Origin of the sequence: Enterococcus diestrammenae (assembly GCF_049384045.1) — a bacterium.
Classification (GTDB): Bacteria; Bacillota; Bacilli; order Lactobacillales; family Enterococcaceae; genus Enterococcus_C; species Enterococcus_C diestrammenae.
Genome location: NZ_JBMRGR010000001.1, coordinates 53,826 through 70,701, shown reverse-complemented (window position 1 = coordinate 70,701; position 16,876 = coordinate 53,826). Strand labels below are relative to the sequence as shown.

12 protein-coding genes are annotated in these 16,876 nt (G+C 43.7%); 5 read left to right on the top strand and 7 right to left on the bottom strand.

Going from position 1 to position 16,876, the window contains the following annotated elements; genetic code table 11:
• Positions 1–17: 17 nt before the first annotated feature.
• The 6 genes from glyA to ACO03U_RS00315 all read right to left on the bottom strand — a co-directional run bounded on the left by glyA (position 18) and on the right by ACO03U_RS00315 (position 7,913).
• A complete protein-coding gene (gene glyA, locus ACO03U_RS00340; protein WP_204684893.1) occupies positions 18–1,262 on the bottom strand; it encodes a serine hydroxymethyltransferase in 1,245 nt (414 codons plus the stop codon).
• 406 nt (positions 1,263–1,668) lie between these two features.
• On the bottom strand, positions 1,669–2,703 hold the full coding sequence (locus tag ACO03U_RS00335; protein WP_204684895.1) for an L-threonylcarbamoyladenylate synthase: 1,035 nt from the start codon (positions 2,701–2,703) through the stop codon (positions 1,669–1,671).
• Between the two features lie 211 nt (positions 2,704–2,914).
• On the bottom strand, positions 2,915–3,769 hold the full coding sequence (gene prmC, locus ACO03U_RS00330; protein ID WP_204684896.1) for a peptide chain release factor N(5)-glutamine methyltransferase: 855 nt from the start codon (positions 3,767–3,769) through the stop codon (positions 2,915–2,917).
• The gene (gene prfA / locus ACO03U_RS00325; protein ID WP_204684898.1) at positions 3,759–4,835 is read right to left on the bottom strand and encodes a peptide chain release factor 1; all 1,077 of its coding nucleotides are present in this window, start codon (positions 4,833–4,835) and stop codon (positions 3,759–3,761) included. Before prfA ends, prmC begins: the two co-directional genes overlap by 11 nt.
• Positions 4,836–4,920: 85 nt before the next feature.
• A complete protein-coding gene (locus tag ACO03U_RS00320) occupies positions 4,921–5,541 on the bottom strand; it encodes a thymidine kinase (protein ID WP_161869919.1) in 621 nt (206 codons plus the stop codon).
• A 143-nt stretch (positions 5,542–5,684) separates the two neighbouring features.
• Positions 5,685–7,913 carry a phospholipase D family protein gene (locus ACO03U_RS00315; protein WP_204684900.1) on the bottom strand — a complete coding sequence of 743 codons (2,229 nt, stop codon included), beginning with the start codon at positions 7,911–7,913 and terminating at the stop codon, positions 5,685–5,687.
• Between the two features lie 338 nt (positions 7,914–8,251).
• On the opposite strand from ACO03U_RS00315, the gene ACO03U_RS00310 reads away from it, so the two are divergent.
• The 3 genes from ACO03U_RS00310 to ACO03U_RS00300 all read left to right on the top strand — a co-directional run bounded on the left by ACO03U_RS00310 (position 8,252) and on the right by ACO03U_RS00300 (position 12,057).
• Positions 8,252–9,673 carry a TrkH family potassium uptake protein gene (locus tag ACO03U_RS00310; RefSeq protein WP_161869918.1) on the top strand — a complete coding sequence of 474 codons (1,422 nt, stop codon included), beginning with the start codon at positions 8,252–8,254 and terminating at the stop codon, positions 9,671–9,673.
• Between the two features lie 301 nt (positions 9,674–9,974).
• A complete protein-coding gene (locus ACO03U_RS00305; RefSeq protein ID WP_204684902.1) occupies positions 9,975–11,327 on the top strand; it encodes a Mur ligase family protein in 1,353 nt (450 codons plus the stop codon).
• Entirely contained in the window at positions 11,320–12,057 is a 738-nt protein-coding gene (locus ACO03U_RS00300; RefSeq protein ID WP_161869916.1) for a type 1 glutamine amidotransferase, read from the top strand. The genes ACO03U_RS00305 and ACO03U_RS00300 overlap by 8 nt, the downstream gene beginning before the upstream one ends.
• Positions 12,058–12,175: 118 nt before the next feature.
• Here the strand turns inward: ACO03U_RS00300 and ACO03U_RS00295 are convergent, their stop codons facing one another.
• Positions 12,176–13,063: an endonuclease/exonuclease/phosphatase family protein gene (locus tag ACO03U_RS00295; protein ID WP_423104352.1), complete on the bottom strand. Its 888-nt coding sequence runs from the start codon at positions 13,061–13,063 to the stop codon at positions 12,176–12,178.
• 322 nt (positions 13,064–13,385) lie between these two features.
• Between ACO03U_RS00295 and ACO03U_RS00290 the strand changes: the two genes are divergently transcribed.
• Entirely contained in the window at positions 13,386–15,656 is a 2,271-nt protein-coding gene (locus ACO03U_RS00290; RefSeq protein WP_204684904.1) for a glycoside hydrolase family 65 protein, read from the top strand.
• Positions 15,657–15,850: 194 nt separating this feature from the next.
• On the top strand, positions 15,851–16,870 hold the full coding sequence (locus ACO03U_RS00285) for a LacI family DNA-binding transcriptional regulator (protein ID WP_204684906.1): 1,020 nt from the start codon (positions 15,851–15,853) through the stop codon (positions 16,868–16,870).
• Positions 16,871–16,876: the final 6 nt, after the last annotated feature.

Below are 16,876 nucleotides of genomic sequence, written 5' to 3'. Positions count from 1 at the left end.
TTTTACCAAAAGTTAAATTACAAGTCTGGATACAATGGGTACTTTTCAGTTAAGGCCTGAACTTCCTTACGAATTTGTGCTAACGCTTCAGCATCTTCCCGTTCCCGCAAGGCCCGTACGACTAAATTGGCCACCGCCACCGCGTCCTCGGTTGTAAAGCCTCGACTGGTAATCGCTGGTGTCCCCACCCGAATGCCACTAGTTTTGAAAGGACTCAAGGTTTCAAAAGGAATCGAGTTTTTATTCGCCGTAATGCTGACGCTATCCAAAATCGCCTCAGCTTCTTTGCCGTTTAACCCAAATCCGCGGACATCAACTAGCAATAAATGATTGTCCGTCGCTCCCGAAACTAAGCGTGCTTCCGGTGCTTGATTGAAGACTTTGGCCATCACTTGGGCGTTATCGATGACTTGTTGGGCGTAGTCTTTAAAGGCTGGAGCTAACGCCTCTTTGAAAGAAACGGCCTTAGCCGCAATCACATGTTCCAAAGGGCCCCCTTGAATTCCTGGGAAAACAGCTGAATTGACTTTTTTCGCCAATGCTTCATCATTGGTCAAGACCATCCCCCCACGAGGTCCCCGTAAGGTTTTGTGCGTAGTCGTGGTAGTGATATCCGCATAAGGCACTGGTGATGGGTGCAATCCAGCAGCCACCAATCCGGCAATATGCGCCATGTCCACCATCAATTTTGCCCCAACTTCATCCGCGATTTCCCGGAATTTAGCAAAATCAATCGTTCGTGAATAAGCACTTGCTCCAGCGACGATCAGTTTGGGCTGATGCTTCCGAGCCAAAATCCGAACCACTTCGTAATCAATGACTTCCGTACTCGGATCGACACCATAACTTACAAAATTGTAGGTCTTCCCAGAAAAGTTCACCGGCGAGCCGTGAGTCAAGTGTCCCCCAGCGGATAAGTCCATCCCTAGTACAGTATCCCCTGTCTCAATCAAAGCCAAGTAAGCAGCCGTATTGGCTTGTGATCCGGAATGTGGTTGAACGTTGACATATTTGGCCCCAAAAAGTTCTTTTGCACGATCAATCGCCAAGTTTTCCACCACATCAATAAATTCACAGCCCCCGTAGTAGCGTCGGCCCGGATAGCCCTCTGCGTATTTATTGGTCAATACACTTCCTTGAGCCGCCATCACGGCTTCCGAAACGATATTCTCGGAGGCAATCAACTCCAAGTTATTTCGTTGACGGTTTAGTTCGTCATCGATGGCTTGCCATAAATCCGGATCAAAATCACGATAAGTCATTCCAAAGCACCCCTTCACATTTTTGGTTTACACAGGTAAGAAAGTTCTTTCTGATTTGTCGGTAAAAGTCCAGCCAGGTTTTAAGAGGGCTTGCAAATCAGCCCTTTCCTCACACAAACTTGTTAGTCATTCCGAACTGTTTTTCACCTTAAAACCGAGAATAGCAGAAAAAAGCTGTTTTTTGCAACGTATCCGCTTGTGAGTTGCCAAGCATTCAAGTAAAATCCGAACATTTCTGCTAGAACCTTCTAGTTACTGGCATTGTACCACAAAATTGGCAGTTTTTTCGTAAATAGTCAAAATTGTTTGACATTTCAGAGCGTCGAATCGGTCGTCTTATTTTTTCACAAAAGAGCCACCAGCAACCTAAGATTGCCAGTAGCTCCTCCATGTATCTCTTAAAAAATCAATCTGCTTTGGCTTCAAACCAACGTTTCCCAGCTGATTTGCCAAGGCGATTCATATACGCCACCCCCAGGCCAGTTTCCGGGAAGGTTTCCACTAAAATGACATCCAAGGCCAACTGCGGTTCATCCAAGGCCCGGAGCCCAGCAAATAACCCTTTCGCCGCTTGAGTTACTGTATCTTGAGGTAGCATAAAGACAGCCGCCGCTTGATAGCGCATCAATTCAGCGATTTCTGGCCCAGCAATGACCCCAGCACGCACGCCACTCTCCGTGACCCACTGCAAAGCCTGTTCCCAATCCTGCGGGTGTACCATCAAAACTTGGGTATCTGGCGCGTAATGTTTGTATTTCATACCAGGCGCTCGAGGGGTTTCTGATTCTGACACCAAGTGACCATCCACCTCGACAGTTGTCTCTAAAACTGCCATCAAAGTCTCTTGTGTAATCGCTCCAGGTCGCAAAATCACCGGTGGCTGTGAAGGATCACTAAGGTCTAACACAGTGGATTCCACCCCAATTTGCGTCGCCCCACCATCAAGCACTCCAGCGATTTTTCCCCTCATGTCATGAAGCACGTGATCTGCGGTAGTAGGACTGGGTTTGCCAGAAGTATTGGCGCTGGGACCCACCAAAGGCACGCCAGCCTCGCGAATCAATTCCAAAGTCAATTCATGGTCTGGCATCCGAAAAGCAGCTGTGGACAACCCACCAGTCACAACAGGGGCTAAGCTATCTTTTTTTATAGAAAAGATCAATGTTAGCGGTCCAGGCCAGAAGTTTTTGACGATTTTTTCCGTTAAAGGATGAAAGTTTTCCACAAACTCTTTCACTTGCTGAAAGTCAGCCACATGGACGATCAAAGGGTTATCTTGCGGTCGTCCTTTGACTTGAAAGACTTGCATTACCGCTTCCGGTAAAAGTGCATTGGCTCCTAAACCATAGACGGTTTCGGTGGGAAACGCCACCAATTCCCCTGCTTGCAAAAGCTGGGCCGCTTCTGTGATTTCATCTTCGTGGTATCGTTTGGTATCCACAGTTTATCCACACTCCTTTTTGGCAAAATCGGGATTTTATCAACAATCTAGCAGTAGTTATCCACTTTCTGGGGATAACTCATCTGTCAAGTGTGTATAACCTTGTTGAAAAGTCCTTTTTCTGTGGAACAGTCAGTCTGTTAGTCTTTTTTCGCTGTGAAACAAAATAAAAAATTTTTTTTCCACAAGGCGACGTAATAGTTATCCTCGGCTAGTAGACGTGGATGATTCGGTCCAGTCCAGCCATATCTTGCAAAATAGTTACCTGCTTCTCTGGAAAAGCTTCTTGGAACAGACGCTGTACCGCTTTTCCTTGAGCGAAACCAATCTCTAAAAGAATTTGCCCGTCAGTTGCCAAAACCGCTGGGGCTTGGGCAGCTAAGCGCTGGTAAATCGCTAACCCATGATTCTCAGCAAAGAGAGCCGTTTTCGGTTCAAAACGACGAACACTTTCATCCATCAAATCCCATTCCTCTTCAGAGATATAGGGGGGATTAGACAAGAGCAAATCAATTTTTGGCTCATCTGCCAAAAAAGGTGCCAAAGCATCCCCTAAACGAAAACTCACCTCGGCATGTAGCTTGGCAGCATTTTCCTTGGCCACAGTCAGGGCTTCCGGTGAAATATCCGTCGCCACCACTTGCCAGGAAGGTTGGGCCAATTTGATGGAGATGGCAATTGCCCCTGTCCCTGTGCCAATATCCACGACCCGGATTGGCTGACTCGCCCTTGTGTCAAATGCTGCCACTCCCCGCATCACTAATTCTTCCGTTTCTGGACGCGGAATCAAAGTCGCTGGGCTCACCTTAAAAAGATGACCACAAAACTCCTCAGAGCCTAGCAGGTACTGTGCTGGTACATGCCGCGCCAGCTCTGCAGTATCCGCTGTGACTTGGGCCAGCTCTTCTTCTGTCGCCCCACGCCCCATATTGAGCAGCCAGTCAGTCTTCGTCCAACCTTGTCTGCGCAAAAAAACATACAACACGCTATCGCCTTCCACGCCTTGTTCTTCTAAAAAAGAAGAAGCCCTATCAAGGACTTCTCGCAAGGTAGGTTTAGTAGCCATTTTGCATCTCCGCTAATTTTTCCGTTTGATCATAAATAATCAAGGCATCGATGATTTCGTCCATTTTACCAGCTAAAATCTGATCTAATTTTTGAATGGTTAAGCCAATGCGGTGATCTGTCACCCGATTTTGTGGGAAATTAAAGGTTCGGATTCGTTCGGAGCGGTCACCAGTTCCCACAGCGGATTTTCGTTCAGAATCATAGGCACTTTGGGCTTCTTGCTGGATTTGGTCATAGACCCGCGCCCGCAAAATTTTCATAGCTTTTTCCCGGTTCTTCAACTGAGAACGTTCATCTTGCATGGCTACTACAATCCCTGTCGGCAAGTGGGTCAAACGAACAGCCGACGCCGTTTTGTTGACGTGCTGGCCACCTGCACCAGATGCATGATAAATATCGGTTCGGATATCTTTGTCCTCGATATCGATTTCGACTTCTTCAGCTTCTGGCATCACCACCACTGTGGCAGTCGAGGTATGAATCCGCCCCTGTGATTCAGTCGACGGTACCCGTTGCACACGATGGGCCCCAGATTCGTATTTTAGTTTAGAGTAAACATTGTCACCGGTAATCATCATGATGACTTCTTTGTACCCACCGATACCAGTCACGTTAGCGTCCATCACTTCGGTCTTCCAACCTTGGGATTCAGCATATTTTTGGTACATATTGAAAAGATCCCCAGCAAACAACGCAGCTTCATCTCCACCAGCTGCGCCCCGGATTTCCATGATGATATTTTTGTCATCATTAGGGTCTTTTGGTAACAATAAGATTTTAATTTGCTCTTCCAATGCTTCTTTTTCTTTTTTCAAATCGTTCAGTTCTTCTTTGGCTAACTCTGCCATTTCTGGATCCAAATTTTCCCCGAGCATTTCTTCCGCATCGGCAATCCCCTGGACGACTTCTTTGTAACGGCGGTAGACTGCCACCGTTTCCCGGGTATTGGCTTCTTCTTTAGACAACTCCATAAAACGCTTGGTATCCGAAACAACATCCGGATCGCTTAATAATTCCGCCAGCTCTTCATAGCGGTCCTCGATAGATTGTAATTGATCGTACATAGTAAATCCTTTCTATAGTGACTCAAAAGCAAGGCCTTCGTATGCTTTGCTTCCTTAAGGGACAGACAGCAACCGGTCACATCAGCTAATGATGGACACACGTGCAGTCTTCCGAATGTCCGGTGGTCGCTTCGGTCTTAAGCTCTGGATGGAAATAGTGTTTACGACAGACTGGATAGTAAGCTTCATTGCCACCAATTTGCAGCTGATCCCCTTCATAAACGGGCTGACCATCGATATAGTGGAGGTTCATGCTGGCCTTTTTGTGGCAAAACCAACAAATTGTCTTCATTTCCTCAATCTTATCGGCATACAACAACAAATACTGTGACCCCTCAAAAAGTTCGTTGCGGAAATCATTTTTCAGTCCAAAAGCCATCACAGGAATATCGAGTTCATCGACGATCCGAGTAAAAGCCAAAACATGTTCTTTTTTCAAAAACTGTGCCTCATCAATCAGCACACAATAAGGTTTGTATTCCATCTCCACAATCATGCGGAAAATATCTGTATCCTCAAAAATCGGAATCGCCGGCCGTTCCAGACCAATCCGACTAGACACTTGTCCCACCCCAGAGCGCGTATCCAAGCCGCTGGTCATGATGACGACTGGTTTATCTTGCTCTTCGTAATTGTGGGCTACCTTCAAAATCTCGATGGTCTTGCCACTATTCATCGCGCCATATTTAAAAAACAATTGTGCCATGATCTGCCCTCCCGTTTCTTCCTTAAGCATTATAGCGGAAATGCCGTGATTTTTACAGAGGAATCTTCTAGAATCAGATACGTAAACTTTGATATCACCAAAGTTATCATAATCCTAAAATGTTTAAGTTTATTTCTAGACTTTCAACCTTTGAACACTTTTTTCAACCAACTCTTTTTCTTATAAGGATTTTCAACACCAATCCATTCAAAAAATCTATCAGCATAAAGTTCGATATCCATTGAGTCTAAGGATCCAATGACTACTTTAGGCGGCAAGGCTTTCTTATAAAGTACAGAAGGCTTCACTTCACCGTAACGCAACGGCAAATTATTGTCCAAACTAGTAATCTTAAAAATAAGAAGTTGTTCGTCCGGCTGATAATAAAAATCTTCTCGACTAGAGCCTAGATAGAGTTTCCGCCATTTTTCTTGATTGGATTCTTGGGAGTCATCAAAACGACGCGAAGGAAAGAAAACTGGTAGTGGCTGTTCAATCAGTGCATAATACTCTTTAAATATTTCTCGAGTATAGTAAAGAAAATCAATTTTCCCCTTTCCCTCACAAAGTTCCCAGATACTAATTTCTTCGTCTAATTTTTGGGCAAAACGCAACACAAAATCTTGATATAAGTCCGTTGTTATTGTTTTTAACAAATCGTTATATGCTTGATTTGTTTTCCCGCGAAACTCTTCATCGAAAGGTTTATCAATTTTTAGATAGTAGCTACGCCTAGCTGCTCGTTCCGGTAAAGAATAGTTTTCCGTATTAGTTGTTCCGATAAATACAGGAAAAGGGTCACCCCCACGTCCACGATGATTTGTATTGTTCACAATTAGCTCTTCACCGTAAGTTTCCTTAGTAAAAAACTCATTAGGTATCTCATCGATTAGTAATGGGGCAACATTTTCCTCCTGAATCCAAGAAATGATTTGCTGGATAATCTTTGACTTCCGATGATGTTCATTCTTGGGAAGAATGTCATCATAATCTACAAAAGCCAAACACTCCGGTGATACTTTTGTCATTTTTGATAGCACTCTAAGTAAACTAGATTTTCCAGAACCAGCGTTTCCGCCAAGAAATAAAAACTGTGGAATATCATGGGCAGATTCTACCGTTTTTGCTTGTCGTTTTAATTCATAGATAAACGGGGCTGTAAAAATATAAAGCAACGCCTCATATATTCGTGATCCGTATTCCGGTTCATAATTCAACGTGTATGTTTCATAATTTGCTAGTAATTTATGAATCACTTTAAAACTCTCTTGGATTTGAACCAAGGTCGCTTTCTTTCCATATGGGATGGGCTTTTCTTTGTCTAACGGATTTTCAATAAATAACCCTGAATTATCAAGCAAAATATCTCGTTGATTAGGTGATGAAAACAATATTGGTCGTTCTGGTATGTCAGCAGAAGCAGCCTGTTGTATGATTTTCAAAGTGATTTTTTTCTTGATACTTTTTGTTAGGGCTGCTGTATTTTTAAACCTCGGATTTTTTGTAGGACTAGAAACAATTTCCTTTGACAATTCATAAATAGTTTCAGTTCTTTCTAATTGGTCTTGTCTCGATCGCATCAACTCCGTTTGTTCGCGAGGTAGTTCTTTGATATCTGCGTATATTTGTATTGGTAAAACACCGACACTCACTTTTTCGGTAATATCATCTAGTTTTTCTTTGATTTGTTCTTCTTTTAGTTTTACCAAATCATCTGATGTCAAAATCACAGCTTCAATACCATTTGTCGTATTTACTTTTTTTCTCGACTTGACATTCAAAATATTTTTAGGAAAGTAGGGTGTAATCACTTGACTGATATCATCCACATAACGCTGTTTCATCACTTCGAATAAATCGTTGTTATCAAAAATGAGAACCTCTTCTAATTGATTGATTTGATTGCTAAAAGCATGATTGGAAAGATTGGCGGATCCAAAAATAAGACGTGTGTTTGACTTGTCGACGTTCCATAGTAAATAGAATTTTGAATGGATAACATAGCCAATAGAGGCGGCCCACATCTTGAATTTTTGCTGTTGAAAAGCTTCTTGATTTTCAGGGGAAAGATCTCTAAAAAATTTAGGCGGCTCTGATTCTAAAACATTATTTAGTTGCTTTTCATAAGTAATTTTTGTAATTTCGGCATTCGCCTTTTGGAGGTGGCTTTCTTCTGGAATGCCAACAACTATTTCAACAGTTTCAAATCCTTTCAAAAACTGATTTATAAACCGTGGCGAGCAAGAATATGTTACACCAATAAAATGTTGGTATTTTTCATGATTGAAAATTCCCTCAATCGGCAAATTAACTTTTTGTCCATCTAAAACAATATTTGTCCGGGTTATTTCAAAAAGGCTCATATCAATCATCCTTCCTGTGTTTTTATAAGTTCTTCTTCACTTCCCCTTTTATGTAGCTCTATTCTCTTTTAATAATATACGTAAAAAGCTTCCTTTTTGTGTTTCATCTTCGCAATATCCAGCTCAGATTATTTTTCCATAAACAGCGATTCTTAAACCTCGTAACTTGTTACTGTTAGGATTACCAAATGCCTCTGGTACGATAGTCTCGAAACTGCCCTTGGTTTGAACCTTCTTTTTCCTTTTTCTTCTGATATACTTAAGATAAGGTGAATGATGACACTTCTTGACTGGAAACAGCCGGTCAATAAATCACTTGCCCACTACCTAAGATTTGAGGTTTTAGTATGGATCATTATAAACGTTTCTGGGATTTGAAAGCCCGGAAGTTACGTCATTTTATTGCGAACAATGTCAGCTCAATCCAGATTATTGTCACCTATTATGTGATTATGACTGTGATTTCGCTGATTTTATTTTACTTGCCGCTGTTTCGCGAGCCGGATTCTTATGGTCAAGTCACCTTTATGGACATGCTGTTTATGGCGATTTCCACGGTTTCTGTGACGGGACTGTCGACTTTTGATATCAACAGCGTCTTCAATGATCGTGGCGTCATTTTACTTGAGGTCCTCTTTCAAATTGGCGGCCTAGGAATTATGATGATTTCCACTTTCTTTTTCATCGTCTCCAAAAGAAGAATTTCCTTAAAACAACGACAGCTAATTATGACTGACATGAACCAACCCCGACTTTCAGGCATTGTCCGGTTAATTCGCATTACCTTTTCCATGTTGCTAGTAGCCCAGCTGATTTTTGGCGCCTTCTTCTCCATCTACTTTATGGTGCAGGGGCATTATCAAAGTTGGCGAGATGCGATATTTTACGGCTTTTACCAAGCAATTTCCGCCGTCACCAACTCCGGCTTTGATGTCACAGGGGATTCCATCACCCCCTTTGCCCATGATTATTTCTTTTTGATTTGCATCATGTTTTTGATTTTTCTTGGCGGTATTGGCTTTCCCGTACTGATGGATTTCCACGAATGGCTTCATTACAAGCTGAAAAGAAAAAAAGGCCAAGCGCGATTACCTTTTCGCTTTTCCCTCTTTACGAAAATCGCTGTTCTGGCTTTCGTGGTCCTCTTCGTCGGCGGAACGGTGATCATTTGGCTATTGGAAAAAAACCATCTATTCAGCGATTTGTCGGGCTTTGGTGCTTGGGTCAACAGCGCCTTTTACTCCATGACGACTCGTAATGCCGGGTTGCAAATCCATCATTTGACTGATTTTCAGGTGACCACCTTGATTATCTTCGCTATTTTAATGTTTATCGGCTGTTCCCCAAGTTCTGTCGGTGGCGGTATCCGGACCACTACCATGGCCATTATCGGTTTATATATGTTCGCCTTCTTAAAAAGCGAAGAAAATATCAATATTTTTGGTCGGCGAATTCCTGAAATCGATATTCGCAAATCCGTCGTGGTTTTTATGCTATCGATGAGTATGTGCTTTTTTGCGATTATCTTTTTGACTGCCACCGAAGAAGAGCCCTTGATTGCCATCATCGTAGAAGTCTGCTCAGCTTTCGGAACCACCGGGCTATCACTTGGGATTACCGCAGATTTATCTGGGGTGGGGCAAGCGGTTATCGCAGCCTTGATGTTTATCGGGCGGATTGGCATGTTGTATACCTTACTCTTATTTGTACCAAAGGAAACTCGAGATTTAGGTTACGAATACCCTTCCGAACAGATTATTATCGGTTAGTTTCTATATGAAAAATGGCGTTGATGAATTGCATCAGCGCCATTTTTTTAATTAAAAATAGCAATTATGCGGTTTCTCCAAAAGTCCATGATTATTATTGTTTCATAAAGTAGCCCGTTCAATTTCACCATTTTCCTCAGCTAGCCAGCTACCTGAAACAAGGAAAATTTAAAGAATCAGCAAAGGTATTTTTCGTTTTTTTATTCCTATGGTATGATTAACGAGAATTTTGCCGTGCTATCAGGCGGCAATAGACGGCGTTGTTTTGCGCCGGACACTTGTTATTGGAGGCTCAACTAGGATGAGTTTACGCAGTACTATCGCAATCACTGTCGGCAAAAGTGCTCAGTGGTTTTTGAAAACCTTTATGAAGGGCGGCTCCAGTTACCCTGGCAAGCTCGCTTTGAAAATCGACCCGAAAATTCTCGATCATTATTCTGACTTGTACGAAGTCGTAGTGGTCACTGGGACAAATGGCAAAACCTTGACCACAGCTTTGACGGTCAATATTTTGCAACAACAGTACGAGGAAGTGCTGACAAACCCCACTGGCGCCAATATGGTACAAGGGATTGTTTCGACTTTTCTTTCGGCTAAACCCAAGAAAAATCAAAAAAACTTTGCTGTGCTAGAAATCGACGAAGCCAGCCTTGCCAAAGTGACGGAATATATCAAGCCTGAGCTTTTCGTCTTTACCAATATTTTCCGCGATCAGATGGACCGCTATGGTGAGATTTACACCACCTATCGCTTAATCGTCGAAGGTGCGGCTAAAGCGCCAGCTGCCACGATCTTAGCCAATGGTGACTCGCCCATTTTCAATTCCTTAGCGACTGTCAATCCACGGAAATACTATGGCTTTGATCATCAACCGGACCATGAACAGATGGCCCACTATAATACTGACGGCGTCTTATGCCCCGAATGTCACCATATTCTTCACTATAAGATGATCACTTACGCCAACCTAGGCAAGTACTACTGTCCTAACTGTGGCTTTAGCCGTCCTGAACTAGATTACAAATTGACAGAAATGCGAGAAATGGATAATACCTCTGCTCAGTTTGTCATTGATGGTGAAAGCTACGGGATTGAAGTCGGTGGCATGTACAATGTCTACAACGCCCTCGCTGCGACAGCCGTAGCCGAAATGTACAATGTTCCTCCTGCAAAAATTCGCGCTGGACTGGCTTATGATGAAAAAGTTTTTGGCCGTCAAGAAATCATCGATATCGATGGCAAAAAATGCACCCTCGTTTTAGTAAAAAATCCAGTGGGTCTCAATCAGGTGATCGACATGATTGGCCTGTCCCCCTATCCTTTCTCCCTCGTCGCGTTGTTAAATGCTAACTATGCTGACGGCGTGGATGTCAGCTGGATTTGGGATGGCAATCACGAAGCCTTTGCAGAGATGGCTATTCCGGCTGTAATCGCTGGTGGCGATCGTCATACGGATATGGCATTGCGCTTGAAGGTTGCTGGCATTGCTGAAGAAAAACTGACAGAAGTACCTGATTTAGATACCGTTATTTCAGAAATCGCTAAATTACCTACCCAACACGTTTATATTCTCGCTACCTATACCGCTGTCTTACAACTACGAAAAAAACTAGCGGATAAAGGCTATATCAAAGGAGGCATGACTCGTGGCTAACTATACGATGCATTTGGCCCATCTTTACGGCAATCTCTTAAACACGTACGGCGACAACGGCAACTTGTTGATGCTCAAATACTTAGCCAAAAAAATGGGCATCGACCTCACCACTGAAATCGTCAGCATTCACGAAGCGTTTATTCCAGAAAAATACGACTTGGTCTTTTTCGGTGGTGGCCAAGATTTTGAACAATTGATCGTCTCAGAAGATATCCAAGACAAGAAAGCCGACATCACTCGCTATATCGAAAATGACGGCGTGATGCTAGCCATCTGTGGCGGTTACCAACTGCTGGGCCACTACTATATGGGAGCCGGTGGCGAAAAAATCGCCGGTATTGGCGCCTTGGATCACTACACGTTAAGCCAAGACAACAACCGCTACATCGGCGATATCGTGATTCACAATGAAGAATTTGACGAAACTTACTACGGGTTTGAAAATCATAATGGTCGCACCTTCTTAGGAGCCGGTGAACGCCCCCTTGGCAAAGTCCAACAAGGGCATGGCAATAACAATGAAGACGGCTCAGAAGGGGTCATCTACAAAAACGTCTTCGGATCATACTTCCATGGACCAATCCTCGCCCGTAACGAAATCCTGGCTTACCGCCTGTTAAAAACAGCCTTGGCCAAAAAATACGGTGCCGACAAGCTAACGGACTTACCTAGTTATGAAAGGATTGCCGATCAGACACAGCAAGGGGTAACTAGTCCAACTCACTAATAAAAATTAGGTCGTGACAAATTTTTTCGCTTGGACCTCTGAATCAAACATGTACGATACATGAGACGTAAACAAACAGGAGCAATCTGAAGTTTATCCTTCAGGTTGCTCCTGTTTGTTACTTAGATTCCGCTAATTCGGCTAGCACTGTGATGCCAAAATGATCACTTACCACTGGCCCGTTTTTGCCATCAAAGGTTACAGCATATTCACTGACTTTGAAAGTTGGGTCCAACCAGATATAGTCGATTCGCTTTGGCGTATCACTATCATTCCAACCATTAATGGCACCAGGAACCGTCGCCGTACCTCCTCGATGGGTTTTAGCAATCTGGTAGGCATCTACCAGGTTTAATGCCGAATCGGCAATCAATTGATACCCCGCTGTCTCGGCTGGTTGATTGAAATCCCCACACAAAATCAGAGGGGCCTTGGTATGGCCTTGATTGCTAGCCTGAAGTAGCGCTTCCGTCTTTTGCCATTCGTCAATAAAACCGCGATCCCACCAATTGTAATGGGCGCTGACTAATTTTACTAGTTGACCATCCGCTTCAGTCAATCCCCAGAGGATCCGGCGAACATTGTCCTTCACGGGGTCTGAGGCTGCCACTGGTGCCACACTATGGTCTTCAGCAATCAGCGGTTGTTTACTCAAAAGAGCGACTCCTTCTTCAAAACGACCGTAGCTGACATGGGTGAAAGCCCATGTCCAGTAATACTCCACGTCTTTTACTTGCAAGGCTTCCACCAGTCTCAGGGCAAAATTATCTGCTTTGATTTCCTGATCGGTAGTGGGTGGGCAAAAGAAGCCGTCCAACACAGCTTGATGGGCATCGAAGGTTTGGTTGGCTTCCTGCAAAGCCACCAAATCATAATCTTCCTCGGCAATCTTGGTGGCCAAATCATGAATTTGTTGCACCCCGACATTTTCCACCCAGCTATAGGTGTTTAACGTCAAAATTTTCATCGCGTCATCCTCTTCTCTCAACTCTTTACCTTCACTCATCTTACCAGAAGCCGCCTTTTTGCACAAAAATTGTAGCATCAACGCAATCGGTTCCAGATGTGTCAGTGATTTTTTAAGTTCTTATATCTGAAGTCTCAGAATTATTTGTACTATCCTGATTATTAATCGATAAAAAATCATCTAAATACTCTGTCTTATCAGTTTCTTCCACTTATTTTTTGCATCCGCTCAGATTTTCTGCAACAATTAACTTGACTTACGCAATCGATTGCGTTTATTATGGAGATGACGAAAACGGTTTACCGCACAGTCGGTTTGCCTGAACACTACCAAAACGCCTAAAAATCAGGAGGTATTCACTATGAATCATATTCAACGCCTTTTCGACATCGATCCATGGAAAATCACCACAACCAAACTAGATCAAGAAAACCGGCGACTACAAGAGTCCTTGACATCCATTGGCAACAGCTACATGGGGATGCGAGGTAATTTTGAGGAGCGTTACTCTGGTGATCATCATCTAGGCACTTATTTGGCGGGCGTTTGGTATCCCGACAAAACGCGTGTGGGCTGGTGGAAAAATGGCTATCCCGACTATTTCGGTAAAGTTATTAACGCCGTCAACTTCATTGCAATGGATATCATAGTTAACGGAGAACGCCTTGACCTAGCCAAAATTCCCTATCAAGATTTCTATTTAGAATTGGATATGCAAACAGGGATTCTTAGCCGTAGCTTTACCGTGACAGCTGGTGACGCGACGGTACGCTTCAGCTTCCAGCGCTTCCTCTCCATCGTCAAAAAAGAACTAGGCTTGATTAAGATGGCTGCCGAAGTCCTCACTGGCACAGCAGAAATCATTGTCGAGAGTGCCTTAGATTCACACGTAACCAATGAAGATAGCAACTACGATGAACTTTTTTGGGAAGAAATCGACGCAGGTCAATCCGAGGAATACGACTACTTAACCGTCCGCACAATCCCTAATAATTTTGGCATCGAACGCTTCACTGTGACAGCAGCTATGACCCACACCATCAGCGGTGGCAGCTACGAAAAAGCCCCGCTAAAAGTGTCAGAAACCTTCACCTTACAGGCTCAAGCCGGCGAAACTATCGAACTCATCAAAAAAGTCATCATCGTCACCAGTCGTGATATCGCATCCGCTGACCAACTGGCGAAAATCAGTGAACTTTACGCCGCATATAACGCGGATTACGATACTTTAAAAGCAGAACAAATCGCTGCTTGGAAACAACGGTGGGCCTTGGCTGACGTGGTGATTGATGGGGATCCAGCTGGCCAACAAGCCATTCGCTTTAACCTTTTCCAACTTTTCTCCACCTACTACGGTGAAGATGAGCGCTTGAACATCGGACCAAAAGGCTTTACCGGCGAAAAATACGGTGGCGCAACCTATTGGGATACAGAAGCTTATGGCGTGCCCTTGTATTTAGCCTTAGCGGATCCAACAGTCACTCGCAACTTGCTGAAATATCGCCACAACCAGTTGCCAGAAGCTCATATCAACGCCCAAAAACAAGGTTTAAAAGGCGCCCTTTATCCTATGGTGACCTTCACCGGGATTGAATGCCACAATGAATGGGAAATCACTTTTGAAGAGATTCATCGAAACGCCGCGATTGCTTATGCGATTTACAACTACACCAACTACACCGGCGACGAGAGTTACATTCAAAAAGAAGGCTTGGAAGTGTTGACGGCGATTTCCCGCTTCTGGGCGGATCGGGTTCATTTTTCCCAAGCGAAAGGCCAGTACATGATTCACGGCGTCACTGGTCCTAACGAATATGAAAACAATGTCAACAACAACTGGTATACCAACACTATGGCCACTTGGGTCTTGCGTTATACCTTAGAAAATTATGAGAAATTCAAAGATAGCACCACTGTCACAATTTCCGAAGAGGAACAAGCCAAATGGCAAGATATCATCGCCCATATGTACTTCCCGAAAGATGAGGAACGGGGCATTTTCGTGCAACACGATACTTTCTTGGACAAAGATTTGATGCCGGTCACTGACCTCGATCCAGCGAACTTGCCATTAAACCAGAACTGGTCTTGGGATCGGATTTTGCGCTCTTGCTTTATCAAACAAGCGGATGTTATGCAAGGGATTTACTTCCTAAGCCACGAATTTACCGAAGAAGAAAAACGCCGCAACTTTGAATTTTACGAACCCATGACTGTGCATGAGTCTTCCCTTTCTGCTTGTATTCACGCTATTTTGGCAGCAGATCTTGGCCTGGAAGAAAAGGCGATGGAAATGTACGAACGTACTGCTCGCTTAGATTTGGACAATTACAATAACGATACCGAAGACGGCCTCCACATTACTTCCATGACCGGCAGTTGGCTGGCGATTGTTCAAGGTTTCGCCCAAATGAAAACTGATCATGGCCAGTTGCGCTTTGCTCCATTTGTACCAAAAGCTTGGTCGGGCTACAGCTTCCATATCAATTACCGCGGACGGCTGTTATTCATTCAAGTGACACCGGCCGAAGTTTCCCTCCAATTAGTCACCGGAGAAGCGTTGGAATTGCAGCTTTACGATGAAGCAGTGACCTTGACTGATACCCTAAAATTCGCTAATCAAAACCGGTAACTCACTTTGTTTACGCAGTCTTGCCAAATTTGGGCAACCATCCAAGACTGCGTTATTTTTATTTTTACCCGTGGTATCTGAAAGAAGTTTTTGCTATGATAAGAACAATCTGATGAAATCCGCTTGCATCTCTTGGTGTTTTCTACCCCTTGGATACAAGTTTTCATACTTTTTTTGAAAAGAGGTGAACTTTCATGAGTATCACTGTCAAAGATGTTGCAAAAAAAGCGGGGGTTGCCACCTCCACCGTCTCCCGGGTAATCAATGACCACCCTAGTATTTCCGAGGAAACCAAACGGAAAGTTCGCAAAGTGATGGAAGAATTGGGTTATGTACCCAATGTTGCTGCCCGTAATCTGGGTAAACAACAAGCGAGCTCTATCGGGGTCATCTTGCCCCCGTTAAACTCCAAAGAGCGCCTGGGAAATCCTTTTTACTTGGAAACCATCGAAGCGATCAACGAAGAAGCAAGTCTTTTTCAAATGTCAGTGGCTGTTGCTTCGGCGCCCAATTTCGAAACCCTCTTGAAAAACGTCAAACGGATGCACTTGCAAAAACAAATCGATGGCTTTATTTTGACTTACTCTGATAACCATGACCCAGTGATTGATTATTTATACGCCAATAAGATAGCGTTTACCTTGATTGGGCAACCCTATATGCACGAAGAAAAAATTGTCTTCGTGGACAACGACAACCAATTATTAGGAAAACAAGCCACGGAGTTTTTGATTCAGCGGGGGCATCAACGCATTTTATTTGCCACCAACACCACTCGCGAAAATCTCTACTTCGAACGCTATTTTGGTTATCAAAAAGCGTTGATGATGGCTGGTTTAACCACTTATCCGGCGGTAAAATTTGAAGAACCCACGGACTTTATCGATTTTGAAGAGATTTTACACAAGATTAAACCCACTGCTTTAGTGGTCATTGACGACTTATTTGCCATGCGTATCATGCAACTTGCTACGATGTATGGCTACCGCGTCCCTGAGGATTTATCCGTTATCAGTTTCAATAATTCCATCTTTTCTACCTTGACCCACCCTTATATCACCAGTATCGATGTGGACGTGGCTCGCTTAGGAAAACTGGCCACGCAAAAACTGATGGACCAAATCAACCATCAACTGACAGACGGCGTCAAAGTCATCGTCCCTCACAAACTCATCATTCGTGAGACAGTCATTGAAAATGAGGAAACCAATTGAAGGAGT

What these genes read in the sequence shown, in the direction of transcription:
- glyA (WP_204684893.1), bottom strand. Translation starts at nt 1,262, where the DNA reads ATGACTTATCGTGATTTTGATCCGGATTTATGGCAAGCCATCGATGAC.
- prmC (WP_204684896.1), bottom strand. Translation starts at nt 3,769, where the DNA reads ATGGCTACTAAACCTACCTTGCGAGAAGTCCTTGATAGGGCTTCTTCT.
- prfA (WP_204684898.1), bottom strand. Translation starts at nt 4,835, where the DNA reads ATGTACGATCAATTACAATCTATCGAGGACCGCTATGAAGAGCTGGCG.
- ACO03U_RS00320 (WP_161869919.1), bottom strand. Translation starts at nt 5,541, where the DNA reads ATGGCACAATTGTTTTTTAAATATGGCGCGATGAATAGTGGCAAGACC.
- ACO03U_RS00315 (WP_204684900.1), bottom strand. Translation starts at nt 7,913, where the DNA reads ATGATTGATATGAGCCTTTTTGAAATAACCCGGACAAATATTGTTTTA.
- ACO03U_RS00310 (WP_161869918.1), top strand. Translation starts at nt 8,252, where the DNA reads ATGGATCATTATAAACGTTTCTGGGATTTGAAAGCCCGGAAGTTACGT.
- ACO03U_RS00305 (WP_204684902.1), top strand. Translation starts at nt 9,975, where the DNA reads ATGAGTTTACGCAGTACTATCGCAATCACTGTCGGCAAAAGTGCTCAG.
- ACO03U_RS00295 (WP_423104352.1), bottom strand. Translation starts at nt 13,063, where the DNA reads ATGAGTGAAGGTAAAGAGTTGAGAGAAGAGGATGACGCGATGAAAATT.
- ACO03U_RS00290 (WP_204684904.1), top strand. Translation starts at nt 13,386, where the DNA reads ATGAATCATATTCAACGCCTTTTCGACATCGATCCATGGAAAATCACC.
- ACO03U_RS00285 (WP_204684906.1), top strand. Translation starts at nt 15,851, where the DNA reads ATGAGTATCACTGTCAAAGATGTTGCAAAAAAAGCGGGGGTTGCCACC.